Consider the following 15,397-nt stretch of genomic DNA (forward strand, 5'->3'; position numbering starts at 1 on the left):
ATTGTAATAGCTTCAAAAAGAATAAGTATTGCCCTCCCTACACATCTCGATTTGAAAATCGAAAGTTTGATCTTTCAAATTACCCAAAAGAATCTCATCTAATTGCTGATCGGTATTGGTGGGTTCATGATGAAATACAGCAAGTCTCTTCACCTTACACATTTGGGCAAATAATATAACGTCTTTTACAGCACTATGTCCCCAACCTATTTTTTGGGGATACTCCTTGATAGTATATGACCCATCGTGAAAAAGTAAGTCTGCATTATTGGCTATTTCAAAGCCACTTGTCCATTCTGGATTATTAGGAAAATCAGCTGACCCAATTCTTAATTCGTGATCTGGAATGTAGGCAAAAATTGAATTTTCATATTGAATTCTATACGCGAGAGTCGGCCCAGGGTGGCATACGTATTCAGACTTAATTTTAAATCTTCCAAGTTCAAAATCAGTCATACTCAACTCATGAATAATCGGATGATTGGGCAGATCTCCAAGTCTCACCGGAAATAATGGAGCTGAAAAATACCTTCTCAATCGTTGCAACAAAGGATCTGTGCTGGAAGAAGGTCCCCATAAATGAACCTCAACCGTTGGATTGTATAATGGCAGAAAAAAACCCAGACCCATCGTATGATCTATGTGAAGATGAGTCAGTAAAATATGTATTTCCTTAATTTCAGGACTCAAAAATCTTCCAAGGCGTTGGATACCAGAGCCAGCATCCAAAATAATACAGGTATCCTTATCGTAGACCTGAACGCAGGATGTATTCCCTCCGTATTTATTATTTTCAGGCCCTGGAGAAGGAAGGGATCCTCGACAGCCCCAGACTTTGATATTCATTGCATTTCGCTTTTCCAAAACATAGCCATAGCTCCTAGATACCGATCTGGCCTACCAATAATTGGAAATGCCGTCACCGTGATAAAAATCCTTTCACCGTTCAAATTATCTATATAAAAAGATCCATGGGCCGGTTCTTTGGATGTCAGGGTCTTTACGAGTGGTAGTCCTTCTGGAGGGAGCAGTTTGCCATCTTTATCTGTAGGAGTAAAAATTGTAGACCATTCCTCTACTCTCATTCCACCTGTCTCACCAAACCGAAGTCCGAAAATTTGTTCTGCAGGTTCATTGTAGAATAATAAATTACCCTCTGTGTCTACCAAAAAAGCTGGCATACTAAGACTATCGACAAATTGTCTACCTAAGATTAATTCTAAGGCTTGTGCTGGCATGGTTCTTTTTTATTATATAACCTTCTAAAAAGTTAAGAAAAATCCTAATATAATTCGCTAAATTATTGAAAAACAATCGATTTTAAAGGGAATTAATAGACATCCAAAATCTCATATTGCTTTTGATTGATAGAAAAAGTGTCTCCCTTTTTCTTTCCTTTCATGGCCTTATACAGTGGAGCCTGAACGGAGATACCGAAGATTTTACCACCATTTACATTCAACTCTTCAGCAGAAATCGAAACAAAAAAACTGAGAGAATCAGTAATTACTACCGCTCCAAGCTCAACTGTTTCACAAATCTTCTCATCAGAAATAGAATCCAAAACACCTAACTCCTGTTCCAAATGTTCAAGCTCCTGCTCATATCTGAGCAAGACCTGGTGGCGCTCTGAAGAACTTGAGTCACCTTGACTTGGAATAACATCCCGATCATAGATTTCACTCTTTAAATTGGATATTTCTGTCTTAAAATCAGAAATAATCTGCTCTTGCTTGAGTTTACACGCTTCGAATATTTGAGCCTTGGGAATTCTCATCATTTTGCCATTTGCTTCCCTAAGTATAAAACTAATTTTCTAAAATTTCTATGATTTGTATCAGCTTTTTCTTTGTATCCTCATGAAGAAATGTGAAAAAAATCACCAAGAATTAGAATAAACCTTCTTTTTTTTGCTGTATGAAAAACCTAGCTCTATTACTTCTCTTCATAACCAGCGTATTGGCCTGTACCCCAAAAGGAGAAAATCAATCCAATGAAGAAGCAGCAAATTCGGTTGTCTCACTGGACGAGAAAGAATTTTCTGAAAAGCTTTCCTCTGGAAAAGCACTTTTGGTAGATGTTAGAACTGCCGAGGAGATCGCGTCAGGTAAAATTCCCATTGCCATTTCCGTCAATTTTTATCGAACCGATTTTCAGGATGAAATTCTAAAACTCCCCAAGGAACAAGAAATCTTGATTTATTGCAGCGCAGGAGTCAGGAGCTTGCAAGCTTCTGAGTTCTTGGCTAAAAATGGGTATAGCAAAATATACCATTTAGAAGGTGGTTTAGGCAACTGGGTTAGAAAGGGATACCCTTTTGAATGATTAAACCTTGGAAAAAGCATGATCCAAATCCTCCAGCAAATCATCGGTATGCTCTAAGCCTACAGAAATTCGAATCAAATTTGGAGGAGTTTTAGTATCTGGACCTTCTACAGCGGCTCTTCTTTCGATCAAACTCTCCACCCCTCCTAGACTGGTTGCATTTGCAAAAAGTTGAAGATGAGCAATGAATTGATCTGCCGTTTGGGCATCTCCTTTAATTTGAAAAGAAACAATTCCTCCAAACCCGCTCATTTGGCCTGCTGCCACCTCATGTCCCGGATGAGATTTCAATCCCGGATAATGTACTTTTTCTACTTTTGGGTGAACGCTTAAATACTCTGCCAGAATCATGGCATGCTCAGCATGACCTTTCATCCTGTAGGCAAGAGTCCTGATGCTACGACACAACCAATAACAATCCATCGCGGAAGGAACTGCTCCTCCTACCTTCTGCACGGTTTTGATTTTCTCCCAAAAATCATTTTTACTTTTAGTCACCAAGGCTCCACCTAAAATATCGCTATGCCCCCCAAAATACTTTGTACTGCTATGCATGACCATATCTGCACCCAGCAATATTGGGTTTTGAAAAACCGGCGTTGCAAAAGTATTATCGCAAACCAAAAGCGCATTCTGAGCTTTTGCTAGCTCGGAGATTTTCCTGATGTCTGTGACTTTCAACAAGGGATTGGAAGGAGTCTCAACCCAAAATAGTTTAGTGTTAGGCCGAATTGCTTTTTTCACTTCTTCAAGATTGGACATGTCTACAAAGCTTACCTCATGTACTCCCTTGAATAACATGGTCATGGAATTATGAAGTCCATGATACATGTCATCAGGAGCTACAATGTGAGAACCCGGTTCCAATGCCTGAAAAACAGCGGTTCCTGCAGCATTCCCTGAGGAAAAAGCAGCTGCATCTTCTCCCCTTTCCAAAACAGCAATTACTTGCTCCAAGGACTGCCTATTGGGATTATTTGCTCTAGTATAAAGCATTTCACCCTCTCCGTGATGGAAAGTAGTACTCAGTGTAATGGGCTGAACAACCGGATTATTTTTATCCGAATTGGTATTTCCTTTATGTATGGCGAGGGTTTCGAATTTCATGTCAAAAGTATTTGCCATGAAATTAAGAAATGAAAATAGATTTCAATTCATTCCAAAATTTTAAACCCATAAAAAAACCCTGAGAATTTAAATCCTCAGGGTATCTTTTATCTGATTCTATCAACTGACCTGACCAGAGCCTCATCTTTTCTAATAAACCGATTGGCTAGCATATTAAAGACCATTGCAGCCAAAATAACCCAAAAACCTAACTGATAGCTGCCTGATTCTACTGCATTGATTGCTGAGTTGATTCCATTAGTAGTAAGAAACACGGCAACAACCAAACCTACCATAATCAAACTATTGATCATATTAAACATCATCTGACGGGTTCGATTCTTGTACTGAAAAATTGAAATCAAAGCTAATAAACCGGCAAATGAAGCTAATGTGGCAATATACCATTTGGAAGAGGATTGAATCACTTCTCCGCTAGAATCCACATTATTCAACATAAAGGCAGTTAACTCCCAAGAATCTCCAGTACCTGAGCCAGTTTGGCTTTGTACCCAAAGAGTTGAACCAATAGTCACTCCCATACAGATGACTACCAAGAAAAGAAATATGGTTTGAACGCGCTGAATCATTTTTCTATAATTTTTGGCAAAGAAAAGCCCAAATCCCCGCTTTCACAAGGAAAGCCTTATGGAAGCTATCGGAATCAGGCAGGAATTGTATCTTTGCGCCTTATGAGCAGGATTCAGCGATATTTTCTGGAATTGAGTTACCACGGAGGTCCTTTTCATGGTTGGCAGATTCAACAAAACGCCTTTACGGTGCAGGAATCCATCGAGTCTGCCCTGAGCACCTATTTTAAAACACCCTTGACTATCATGGGAAGCGGAAGAACTGACACCGGTGTTCATGCCAGCATGCAAGTTTGTCACGTGGACATTCCTCAGGAATTTGACCGGGAAAAGTTACTGAAAGGGCTCAATGGAATTCTCCCTAAGGAAATTGCCATTCATTCGATTAGAAAGGTTACAGATGATGCACATGCCCGCTTCGACGCGATAGAAAGATCTTATGTTTACCGGATGATTTTCAGAAAAAGCCCATTTTTAGATGAGTTTGCCTGGACTTCTTTTTTCACTCCTGATCTCCAGAAAATGAATGATGCGGCTTTAATTTTACTGAATCATGAGGACTTCGAATGTTTCAGTAAAGTCCATACTCAAGTCAATCATTTCAGATGTCAAATAAAACAAGCCCACTGGGAACAAAAAGATGGGGAATTGTTATTCCATATAACCGCTAATCGTTTTTTACGTGGCATGGTACGGGCGATTGTCGGAACTTTAGTGGATATAGGTTTGGGAAAAAAGCCAGTGGAATCAATGGATGAAATAATTAAATCCAAAGATCGAAACAAAGCTGGAAAAGCTGCTCCGGCAAAGGGGCTATTCCTGAGCAAAATCGTATATCCGGAAAATATTTACTTAGATTAGCATACCTTGAGCTTACAGAAAGAAAAAGAATCATCCGGCGAAATAGTCGACACCAAAGTACTGAGGCAGCTTTATCAATACGTAAAGCCTTATAAGGCCCAATTCTATTTTTTGGTATTCTTAACTATTACTTTGGCTCTTTTGGCCCCAACAAGGCCCTACTTTATTCAGGTTGCCATCGATGACTATGTTGCAATTGGAGATAGTCAGGGACTGATTCGAATGATCTACATTCTAGTGGGTCTTATGATTTTACAAGCCATAGTTCAATGGGCTCACACCTATTATTCAGGCTGGATTGGTCAAGTGATCATCAGGGATTTAAGGGTTCGACTCTATAATCACCTGTTAAAATTAAAATTGAAATTCTTTGATACTACTCCTATCGGTAGATTGGTTACTAGAAATATCTCCGATATCGAAACGCTGGCAGATGTATTCAGCGAGGGCCTTGCTGCTATTATTGGTGATCTTCTCCAGTTGGTAACCATTTTAGGAGTGATGTTCTACATCGACTGGAAGCTTACTTTAGTCAGTTTATGTACGCTGCCATTGATGATCATTTCGACCTACATTTTCAAAGAGAAAATCAAGGTGACTTTCAATGATGTAAGGAATGCTGTTTCTAACCTCAACTCATTTCTTCAGGAGCATATCACCGGGATGAACATCGTGCAGATTTTCAATCGGGAAGATAGAGAGTTTGAAAAATTCAAAGAAATAAATCGAGAGCATAGAAGAGCGCATATTCGATCAGTTCTTTACTATTCCATTTATTTCCCGGTTGCTGAAATCATCCAAGCTATCGGTATTGGATTAGTGGTATGGTATGGGGCTGTGGGAGTTTTGGGCATGGAACTCCAAATAGGCGTTTTGATTTCCTTTATCATGTATTTGCAGCTTTTCTTCCGTCCAATTCGGATGATTGCTGATCGATTCAACACACTTCAAATGGGCGTGGTGAGCTCTTCCAGAATTTTCAAATTGCTGGATAGCAAGGAACATATTGCAAATGAAGGAAATTTCAATCCTGAAAAAGTCAAAGGAGATATTCAAGTCAAAGATCTTTGGTTTGCTTATGTTGATGAAGATTATGTATTGAAAAATATCAATTTCGAAGTAAAACCGGGACAAACAGTAGCACTGGTCGGAGCTACAGGGGCCGGGAAATCTTCAATAATCAATTTGCTTTCCCGCTTTTATGAAATCAACAAAGGCTCCATCACCATCGATGGTACGGACATTAGGGAGTTTGAATTAAGCACCTTACGAAAACACATTGGGGTTGTATTACAGGACGTGTTCCTTTTTTCCAATACCATTTACTACAACATCACCTTAGGCAATCCCAATATCAGTAGAGAGCAAGTAATGGAGGCGGCTGAAATGGTTGGGGCAAAGAAATTTATTGAGCGCCTTCCAGGAGGTTTGGATTACAATGTAATGGAAAGAGGTGCGACTTTATCAGTTGGACAGCGTCAGCTGATATCCTTTGTCAGAGCGATGGTATATAATCCTGAAATTATCATCTTGGATGAGGCGACATCTTCTGTAGATACTGAGACAGAAGAACTTATTCAGGAGTCTATAGAGAGGATGATGAAAGGGAGAACCTCCATAGTCATTGCTCACAGGCTTTCCACTATTCAAAAAGCAGATAAAATTATCGTCTTGCATAAAGGTGAAATAGTAGAGCAGGGAACGCACGATTCTTTACTGAATCAGGGTGGCTATTATACCCAATTGCATCAAATGCAATTGAAAACGATGGCTATTTAGCCCGAATTTTGCTTAGAAGTTCAAAAACCAACTATTATCGTGAAATACAGATTAGTAACACTTTTATTTCTGTTGCCTTTTCTTGCTATGGCACAGGAAAGAGGAGCAGGCGTTCGTCTAGGAGAACCATTTTCTTTGACTTACAAAGACTTCTTTGATGACTACATCTCTTGGGAATTGATGGTCGGAAGCGGAGGAGTCAATGGAAACTCTTATTATCAGAGAGATTTTGAAAATAATCCTCCTGCATCCAATGCCTTTTACATTGGTCACAGTGCCAAAAAAGGAGCATCAATCCACGGCAGAATAGCTTTGCATGAAGACATCACAGATATGTTTGAGATCACTGAAGGCTATCTTTTAGGCTATGCAGGGATAGGCGCCCAATTGCGCTCCACGAGAGTGAATTACTCATATAGCCAAGGCCAGGTCGGAGGTCCCGGATTAGTACCAAGGACAGAAGAAAGAAGCAATATTGATTTTGGGCCTGAGCTATTTGGGGGAGCTGAATATTATTTCAGTGAAGCCCCAATTTCAGTTTTCGCTGAGGTAGGATTCTTTTTAGAGCTGTTAGATAGAGTGGGCCATATCAAAGGTCAAGGCGGGATTGGAGTTCGATACTTATTCTGATTATGGCAAAGAAGGTTTTTGTAATTCTATTGGTTCTTCTTTTTCTTGGAGCTTCAGCCTATTACGTTTTTGTAAATCTTGGAGGAAAAAATCCAATTGAAATTACTTGGGAGCAAAAAACCCCTCCACCTCTCAGCGGAATCTATTTTATAGGCATACCTCAAGATGAGAGGCTTGCAGAAGCCTTTAAGGAAATGGAAGGGCAAAAAAACTTACGTCCTGGATCTAGCCTTCATACCATCTATGAAGTGGAGCCAGCAGGTAAATTAGACACGATGAAAGTATTCATCGGATTAAATCAATCGCTCACAGGCGAGAATTATGAAACTCGGATTTTTACTGAATCAAGCTATTTACTCGCTACGATTAGGGGAAATAAATGGGTGATGCCTGGACCGGAAACAGTGAAGGAGGAATTAAAAACTTATGCTGACTCAGCCAACCTGACTTTGACCGGAATATTTATCGACCAGATAATTTCGGAAAGTGAGGTAAGAGTTATTGCTCCGATTAAGGAGTAAATCTCGTCTTAAGGATTTTTAACCAACTTTCTATTCCGAAATTTCGTGTTAAAGATTAAATCAATTACCAAATAATATTTTAATAAACTAAACTATTTTGAACAAGAGTTGCGTCTCTAAGTTTTCGATCTAGTTTAAACTCTTTTAATCACTTAACCCATAATTAAACATGAAAAGACTTAGCGCAATTTTCAGCCTTATAGCCTTATTGGCTTTTCAGGCATGTGAAGGTCCAATGGGACCTCCAGGACCTCCGGGATTGGATGGTTTAGATGGAGTAACTATTGTAGGAAAAGCCTTTGAATTTGGGGGCAATTTTACAGCCGCCAATGATTACCAAATTTCATTTACATTTCCTTCTGCCAATTTAGCAAGTGATAAGGTCTTGGTTTACTTATTAGTAGGAGAATTTGAAGGTGAAGACATATGGAGACTAATGCCTCAAACTTATTATCTGGACAATGGTATTTTGGTTTATAATTTTGACTTTACCCGAAGAGATGTGATTTGCTTCTTAGATGGCGCAATTGATCCTTCCACTTTAGGTTCAGATTTCACCCAAAATCAAATTTTCCGGGCAATTGTAATTCCTGCAGATCCTGCCAACTTTAGAATGGACTACTCGGATTACACGGCTACCATGGAATATTATGGAATAGAAGAAGAGGATTTTATAAAAACCTATCCTAGAAATTAAAAACAACTGTGCGCTTTAAAGAAAATTAGGACCGGAACTTGATTCCGGTCTTTTTTTATGTGCAAGAATTATCAGCCAAATATTATTTGCTTCCTATCTTTGCACCATGCAAATCCAAAACGATCTGCTGCTAAGAGCAGCAAAAGGTGAAAAAGTGGAGAGAACTCCTGTTTGGCTCATGCGCCAGGCAGGTAGAATTCTTCCGGAATACAGAGCGGTAAGAGAATCTGTTTCCGGTTTTATTGAATTAGCACAAACTCCAGAGCTAGCGGCTGAGGTGACCATTCAGCCTGTTGATCTTTTGGGAGTGGATGCAGCGATCATTTTTTCAGACATTTTGGTAATTCCGGAAGCTATGGGCTTACCTTATGAAATGGTAGAGAAAAGAGGACCTTGGTTTCCAAACACTGTGAGCTCGGCTTCTGATCTTCAAAAACTTCGGGTCGCTGATGGAGCAAATGACCTAAGCTATGTTATCAAAGCCATAGAAATCACCAAAAAAGAATTGAATGGACGCGTTCCTCTGATTGGATTTGCAGGTGCACCGTGGACAATTTTCGCCTATATGGTAGAGGGAAGCGGCAGCAAAACTTTCTCCAAAGCAAGGGCTATGCTCTATACTGAGCCTAAATTATCGCACCTACTGCTTCAGATGATTACTGACAGCACTATCAACTATCTCAAAGCTCAAATTCAAGCAGGTGCAGACTTGGTTCAGATTTTTGATAGTTGGGCTGGAATATTAGGACCAGAACAATATGAAGAGTTTTCTCTTCGATATATCCGACAAATCTGTGATGCAGTAAATGAAGTTCCTAAAACAGTTTTTGCAAAAGGAGCCTTTTTCGCAAGAGAAGCCATGAGAAAATTAAACTGTGAAACTATCGGCTTGGATTGGAATATGGGGATCTCTGAATCCAGAAAGATGATTGGAGAAAATAAGACCTTACAAGGAAATCTGGATCCTGCTGCTCTATATGGCAACCCCGACCAGGTAAGGACCGCCACTATACAAATGATGGAGCAATTTAAAGGCAGCAGACATATTGCGAATTTAGGACACGGAGTATATCCAGACATAGACCCTGACATGGTCAAAGTATTTATACAAACAGTAAAAAGTTTTAAATGATTAAGAGCCTTCGGGCTCTTTTTTATTGGATGCTAACCTGATCACCCACCTTGAGTATTCCATGAGATAGTGCTACCATATTCTGCCCAAAAAGCACTTTGTTATTGACAGTTCTAAAGCTTGCTAGAGTTTTAAGAGGCTCCTTACTTTTTGTTGCATTCTCCTGATCTATGGTAGTCATCACACAACGGGCACAAGGTTTCACAATTTGAAAATCGACCTCGCCTACCTTGAGCGTCTTCCAAGAATCTTCCTCATAAGCTTTGGCTCCACTGAAAACCAAATTAGGTCTAAACCTATCCATAGGCACAGAGCTCTCCAACCTGGAGTTGAGATCATCCAAGGACTCTTGTCCTATCAGCAAATACGGCATACCATCTGCAAAACTGACAGACTCCTTGTTGACTGAGTACTTAGGACTCACTAGTCTATGGGTGGTTTCAGGCATTTTGACCAAATGAACCTCCATACCTAATTTTTCAGAAAACCATCTATCGATATTCGGATCTAATTTTTTGGCGAGCATGGTATCATCCCAGACTACTACTTCCACTGACTCATATCCTTCTAAAATCAATGGTATTTGAATATAATCCTCGGGCTTTTCTGAAGAATATACTTTCAGAAAATCAGATTCCAACTGTACTTTCAATAAGGCCAGATTGGGATATTCTCTCTGAGTAATAAACATTCCCTGAGGATCAATCAACATCCATCTTCTGTCAAATTGAAATCCTCTTTCTTCCACCCGACAGACCTCCATTCGGATTCCCCCCAATGATTTAATGGGGTATATGTAAATATCCTGTAAAAAAATATCTTGACTCATATATGTTTTTTTTGATCCTTCAAGATAAAACAGGTTTGGCTGAGAATCTTCTTTTCCAGCATACAATTTTTACTAGCGAATGCTTAAATCAAAATAGCCTGTATTTGGAAAAAGGCACTATTTGCTAAAAATCGTAAACAATACTCGTTTAAAGTCTAAAAAATGATAATCAGGAATCCAGCTTTCCCAAGTCTCCCAATTACATAAATACGTCAGGAATAACTCCCTAATGCTCCAAAATGAGAATCCTAGAAGCAAAACAAACATCCATTTAGCTTTATCCGATTTGAAGGATTTAAAAATTACTTTTCTCATAACCTAAAGATGCTACATAGCCAATGAAAGTTGCATGGCACAATATTTTTTTGCCTGTCATAATCTCAGCCAAATTCCGAGTTGTCTTGACAAAAACTGAAAATCCAGCTAAAAAATTGTCTTGTTTTCTGCCATTGTGACACGAATAATAGAAAAATATGGGCTGGCATAAGCATTGAAGATAGGGAGACGTATTAATTCAGCAACTAAATTAAAATTTATAATCATGGGAAAAATTATAGGCATTGACTTGGGTACCACCAACTCCTGCGTAGCTGTAATGGAGGGTAACGAGCCTGTAGTCATCCAAAACAGTGAAGGAAGAAGAACCACTCCATCAATTGTGGCTTTTCTTGACAATGGAAATGGAGAGCGCAAGGTGGGTGATCCTGCAAAGCGTCAGGCAATTACCAACCCGGGCAATACCATTTCCTCCGTAAAGAGATTTATGGGTAAGAAGTTCTCTGAAGTTTCAGAAGAGAAAAAACATGCTTCTTATAAAGTAGAACAAGGATCAAACGATACAGTTGCCGTAAAAATCGGTGACAGATCATACACTCCTCAGGAAATTTCTGCGATGATTCTTCAAAAAATGAAGAGTACAGCAGAAGACTTCTTAGGACAGGAAGTAACGGAAGCAGTAATCACAGTACCAGCTTACTTCAATGATGCAGAGCGTCAGGCTACGAAGGAAGCCGGTCAAATCGCTGGTTTGGAAGTAAAGCGTATCATCAACGAGCCTACTGCAGCTGCATTGGCTTATGGTATGGATAAGAAAAACCAAGACATGAAAATTGCAGTGTATGACCTTGGTGGTGGTACATTCGATATTTCAATTCTTGAATTAGGTGACGGTGTATTTGAAGTAAAGTCTACCAACGGTGACGTACACTTGGGTGGTGATGACTTCGACCAGGTTATCATCAACTGGTTGGCTTCTGAATTCCAAGCTGAAGAGCAAATCGATTTGAGAAAAGATCCAATGGCTCTTCAGAGATTGAAAGAAGCAGCTGAGAAAGCAAAAATTGAATTATCCAGCTCATCATCTACAGAAATAAACCTTCCTTACATTACTGCCACTCAGTCAGGCCCTAAGCACTTGGTGAGAAACTTAAGCAGATCTAAGTTTGAGCAACTTTCAGAGGATTTGGTAAAAAGATCAATGGAGCCATGTAAAAAGGCTTTGTCAGATGCAGGAATGTCTCCATCTGACATAGATGAAGTAATCTTGGTAGGTGGTTCTACCAGAATACCAAAAATCCAGGAAGAAGTAGAGAAATTCTTCGGCAAGAAACCTTCTAAGGGCGTTAACCCTGATGAGGTAGTAGCTATCGGTGCTGCTATCCAAGGTGGTGTATTGACTGGAGAAGTGAAAGATGTATTGCTATTGGATGTAACTCCTCTTTCTCTTGGTATCGAAACCATGGGTGGAGTAATGACCAAATTAATTGAAGCAAATACGACTATCCCAACCAAAAAATCAGAGGTCTTCTCTACAGCAGCTGACAATCAGCCAGCAGTAGATATTCACGTCCTACAAGGTGAGAGACCATTGGCGAAGGATAACAGAACTATTGGTAGATTCCAGTTAACGGATATTCCGCCAGCACCGAGAGGAGTACCTCAAATTGAAGTTACTTTTGATATCGATGCGAATGGTATCCTGAATGTGTCTGCTAAAGACAAAGGAACTGGCAAAGAGCAAAAGATTAAAATAGAAGCTTCTTCTGGTCTTTCCCAGGAAGAAATCGATAGAATGAAGAAAGAGGCAGAAGCAAATGCAGCTGCTGATAAAGCTGAGAAAGAAAAAATCGAAAAGTTGAACCAAGCTGATAGCTTGATCTTCCAAACTGAAAAGCAGTTGAAAGAATATGGTGAGAAACTTTCTGAAGGCAATAAAACTGCCATTTCAGGAGCACTTGACACCTTGAAAGCCGCTCATCAGTCTCAAGATTTGGCTGGAGTTGATTCTGCCATGGAAGGCTTGAATAAGGCTTGGGAAGCAGCTTCACAAGAAATCTACAATGCAACTCAGGGAGCTGGAGCTCAGCCGGGTGCTGATGCAGGAGCTTCATCTGGAGCAGAAAATGCCGGTGACGGAGTTTCTGATGTAGATTACGAAGAAGTAAACGAAGAAAAGAAATAATAAACTAAACCAACTTAGGCATCCGTCATTGGCGGATGCCTAATCCTTTTAAGAGCCAAGGATCAAGATGATAGTATCTCGACTCTTGGCTTTTTTCATGTGTTTATAATTTGTTTCTCAAAGGTCACATGGAATCTCACTTATGTTCCCCGATACATCGGGGCATCCCAGTGTGTGTCGGCTCCGACATGCTCGATTTCATCAATAATCATTCGATTATGCAACTCACGGCAGACAATAAATTGAAAAAGCTAATTGTAGTGGGAGATAGGGTATTAATTCGCCTGAAAAAACCCAACGAAAAAACAAGCACCGGACTTTATCTGCCTCCTGGAGTTCAGGAAAAGGAGAAAGTTCAACAAGGCTACATCATAAAGGCTGGCCCGGGATATCCTATTCCTATGCCTGCAGATGATCATGAACCCTGGATGGAAAATGAAGAAAAAGTAAAGTATGTCCCTTTGCAGGCAAAAGAAGGAGACTTAGCCATATTCCTTCTTTCTGGAGCTCACGAAGTAATGTATGAAGGAGAAAAATACTTTATAGTCTCACAGGCATCCATCTTGATGCTGGAAAGAGAACAAGATCTATAATTAAAAAAGCTCGGAATATAAACCGAGCTTTCTTTTTTAATGCCACCAGAGTTTTTTCTTCCTCATGGATTTAGGCTCAATATAGGATGCCTTTGAATTAACCTGAATTTTTTGAGATTTCTCCCAGACCTTTCTGTTTTTAGCTTCGAGACCTTTAGGATTGTTGATTTCCGATCTAGTTCTAATCTGAAGTTTTGCCGACTCAGAATTCCACTGCTTAAAATTTTTAGCTTCTGCTCCGGTTAGAGTTTGAGGAGAAGAATGGAAAACAACTTTGAGCGACTTATCTTGGGTTTTCCAGACTTTAGCATTTTTGGCTTTAGGTCCTTTGGATAAGCTTTGTGCTTGAGCGAAACCTAGGATGCAAAAGGCTGATAGAAAGAGCAATAACTTTTTCATATCTGTATATTTGGGTTGTACAAAGATATACAGCAGAAAAAAGAAATTGTTTCACTTTTCAGTATTTTTTCTTCAAAAAATCCGATCATTAGAAATTAAATTTTAAAAAATGTTTAAAAACTTATTTTCTGTTCAGTTTTAATTTCATCCTAATTATTGAAAAATCGCAGCATTATTGTTGGTTCATCATTCCATTTGATCCGAAAATCCTAAAGAAATTATGAAATAAAAAAAACCGAGGCGAAAATCACCCCGGCTTTCATACAACAATAGACCCTGTTTATTAGCTTAAAATGCAAATACTGCAGCCAGTAAAAACGAAGAAAGATTTTTGGTTGCAGCCAAATCTTTATTCATAAAGAATTCATTTCCCATGGTATCCAATCGGATTTCAGGGATTAGGGTCAAATTCTTGCCAATTTTTGCATTCCCTGAAAGAGTCACCGCAAATACATTTCCATCACCGGAACTATCTAATCCTACAACACCGTCCAACCCTGAGTTGAATACGTTGAAGTACTCACCTCGTAAGCCCAAGGCAAATTTTTCAGAAGTTGTAGCTTGCAAGTAGCCCGCAAATCCATAAAAACCATAACCATCACCTTCGGAGTCTTGCACGTCCGAACCACTGAAAAACTCTCCAGAAGAAGTGGTGTTATAGGTGGTATTTACACCTAAATACACGGCATCAGTTAGATTAAAGCCCGTAGTCAAATCTACCTGAAAGGTATTTCCTCCGGAAGTTTGCCCGGACATTAATGATCCGTCGTTGCTTAGTTTCCCGTCCTGATCTCCGTACACCACATTCAAGAATGTACTTCCTGCATCAGTTGAATACCCCAACTGAGCTCCTAGCGTATAGGTCCCATTTAGGTTAAACTCCGTCATATCTGTTGGATTCATCACAGCGGCCATGAAAGAAAATTTATCAGAAAGTGCGATATCAGCCTTCAAGCCTGTATGAGAGAAAGGTCCATAAGAAAACATGTAGGAAGTCGAGTAATTAAAATTTCCAGTCGGAGAAATCACTTCGTAACCCAAGAAGGTGTTGAAGTTCCCCAAAGTGAAAGTCACTTTGTCACTCGCATTCCAATAGACGTACATCTGATTGATAATCTGGGAGCTTCCAGCCATTCCTCCTGCATAAAGTGGAGATCCAAAAACGGCGTCTTCGCCTCTTGGGCCGAATACTAAATCAACCACAGCTCCAATCTTATCGCCCTCATAAGTGGCTATAATATTTGCCATACCCAATGAAAATCCAGGGAGATTTCCGAAAGAAGTGGCCGGAGCCATGATGTTTTCACCTTTATTAGGTGCATTGAGATTAGTTCTGAAATACGCATCAACAGAACCGGAAAGTGTCAAAGCGGGAGGAGCTTTTTCAGTTTCTTCTTGAGCAAAAGATACATGGAAGGAAGAAACAACTATGCATAGGATTAGTAGTAATGTATTTTTCATTTTAATTTTGAG

Annotated in this window: 17 protein-coding genes; 9 read left to right on the forward strand and 8 right to left on the reverse strand. The window is 39.6% G+C overall.

The genetic code is table 11. The features are described 5' to 3' along the window. Positions 1-12: 12 nt before the first annotated feature. The 3 genes from FL972_RS04290 to FL972_RS04300 form a co-directional block, all read right to left on the reverse strand. Complete coding sequence (locus FL972_RS04290; RefSeq protein WP_144603858.1) at positions 13-846, reverse strand: MBL fold metallo-hydrolase; 834 nt, start codon at positions 844-846, stop codon at positions 13-15. Next, positions 843-1,238: a PAS domain-containing protein gene (locus FL972_RS04295; protein WP_144603859.1), complete on the reverse strand. Its 396-nt coding sequence runs from the start codon at positions 1,236-1,238 to the stop codon at positions 843-845. Before FL972_RS04295 ends, FL972_RS04290 begins: the two co-directional genes overlap by 4 nt. Positions 1,239-1,330: 92 nt before the next feature. Next, the gene (locus tag FL972_RS04300; RefSeq protein WP_186299993.1) at positions 1,331-1,777 is read right to left on the reverse strand and encodes a hypothetical protein; all 447 of its coding nucleotides are present in this window, start codon (positions 1,775-1,777) and stop codon (positions 1,331-1,333) included. Positions 1,778-1,917: 140 nt separating this feature from the next. On the opposite strand from FL972_RS04300, the gene FL972_RS04305 reads away from it, so the two are divergent. After that, positions 1,918-2,325: a rhodanese-like domain-containing protein gene (locus tag FL972_RS04305; RefSeq protein ID WP_144603861.1), complete on the forward strand. Its 408-nt coding sequence runs from the start codon at positions 1,918-1,920 to the stop codon at positions 2,323-2,325. On the opposite strand, the gene FL972_RS04310 is transcribed toward FL972_RS04305, so the two are convergent. Then, positions 2,326-3,432, reverse strand: coding sequence for a trans-sulfuration enzyme family protein (locus FL972_RS04310; RefSeq protein ID WP_144603862.1), 1,107 nt, complete (start codon positions 3,430-3,432; stop codon positions 2,326-2,328). It abuts the gene before it with no gap. Between the two features lie 107 nt (positions 3,433-3,539). Then, a complete protein-coding gene (locus FL972_RS04315; protein ID WP_144603863.1) occupies positions 3,540-4,022 on the reverse strand; it encodes a DUF4293 domain-containing protein in 483 nt (160 codons plus the stop codon). Between the two features lie 102 nt (positions 4,023-4,124). Here FL972_RS04315 and truA point away from each other — a divergent pair, with 102 nt between their 5' ends. From truA to hemE, 6 genes are all read left to right on the forward strand, one after another. After that, on the forward strand, positions 4,125-4,883 hold the full coding sequence (truA, locus tag FL972_RS04320; protein ID WP_144603864.1) for a tRNA pseudouridine(38-40) synthase TruA: 759 nt from the start codon (positions 4,125-4,127) through the stop codon (positions 4,881-4,883). 6 nt (positions 4,884-4,889) lie between these two features. Beyond that, the gene (locus FL972_RS04325) at positions 4,890-6,662 is read left to right on the forward strand and encodes an ABC transporter ATP-binding protein (protein ID WP_144603865.1); all 1,773 of its coding nucleotides are present in this window, start codon (positions 4,890-4,892) and stop codon (positions 6,660-6,662) included. Positions 6,663-6,701: 39 nt separating this feature from the next. Then, the gene (locus FL972_RS04330; RefSeq protein WP_144603866.1) at positions 6,702-7,292 is read left to right on the forward strand and encodes a hypothetical protein; all 591 of its coding nucleotides are present in this window, start codon (positions 6,702-6,704) and stop codon (positions 7,290-7,292) included. Positions 7,293-7,294: 2 nt separating this feature from the next. After that, the gene (locus FL972_RS04335) at positions 7,295-7,813 is read left to right on the forward strand and encodes a hypothetical protein (RefSeq protein ID WP_144603867.1); all 519 of its coding nucleotides are present in this window, start codon (positions 7,295-7,297) and stop codon (positions 7,811-7,813) included. Between the two features lie 169 nt (positions 7,814-7,982). After that, a complete protein-coding gene (locus FL972_RS04340) occupies positions 7,983-8,510 on the forward strand; it encodes a hypothetical protein (RefSeq protein WP_144603868.1) in 528 nt (175 codons plus the stop codon). Between the two features lie 106 nt (positions 8,511-8,616). After that, complete coding sequence (gene hemE / locus FL972_RS04345) at positions 8,617-9,642, forward strand: uroporphyrinogen decarboxylase (RefSeq protein WP_144603869.1); 1,026 nt, start codon at positions 8,617-8,619, stop codon at positions 9,640-9,642. 22 nt (positions 9,643-9,664) lie between these two features. Here hemE and FL972_RS04350 read toward each other — a convergent pair whose 3' ends face one another. Continuing rightward, the gene (locus FL972_RS04350; protein WP_250161281.1) at positions 9,665-10,471 is read right to left on the reverse strand and encodes an MOSC domain-containing protein; all 807 of its coding nucleotides are present in this window, start codon (positions 10,469-10,471) and stop codon (positions 9,665-9,667) included. A gap of 541 nt (positions 10,472-11,012) precedes the next feature. Here FL972_RS04350 and dnaK point away from each other — a divergent pair. Then, on the forward strand, positions 11,013-12,932 hold the full coding sequence (gene dnaK, locus FL972_RS04355; RefSeq protein WP_144603870.1) for a molecular chaperone DnaK: 1,920 nt from the start codon (positions 11,013-11,015) through the stop codon (positions 12,930-12,932). A gap of 218 nt (positions 12,933-13,150) precedes the next feature. Then, positions 13,151-13,525, forward strand: coding sequence for a co-chaperone GroES (locus FL972_RS04360; RefSeq protein ID WP_144603871.1), 375 nt, complete (start codon positions 13,151-13,153; stop codon positions 13,523-13,525). 36 nt (positions 13,526-13,561) lie between these two features. On the opposite strand, the gene FL972_RS04365 is transcribed toward FL972_RS04360, so the two are convergent. Together FL972_RS04365 and FL972_RS04370 are read right to left on the reverse strand one after the other, a co-directional pair. Then, positions 13,562-13,924, reverse strand: coding sequence for a hypothetical protein (locus FL972_RS04365; RefSeq protein WP_144603872.1), 363 nt, complete (start codon positions 13,922-13,924; stop codon positions 13,562-13,564). Positions 13,925-14,212: 288 nt separating this feature from the next. Beyond that, positions 14,213-15,385, reverse strand: a complete 1,173-nt coding sequence (locus FL972_RS04370; RefSeq protein WP_144603873.1) for a porin — start codon at positions 15,383-15,385, stop codon at positions 14,213-14,215. Between the last annotated feature and the right edge of the window lie 12 nt (positions 15,386-15,397).

It is taken from the genome of Algoriphagus algorifonticola (genome assembly GCF_007655305.1).
Taxonomy (GTDB): Bacteria; Bacteroidota; Bacteroidia; order Cytophagales; family Cyclobacteriaceae; genus Algoriphagus; species Algoriphagus algorifonticola.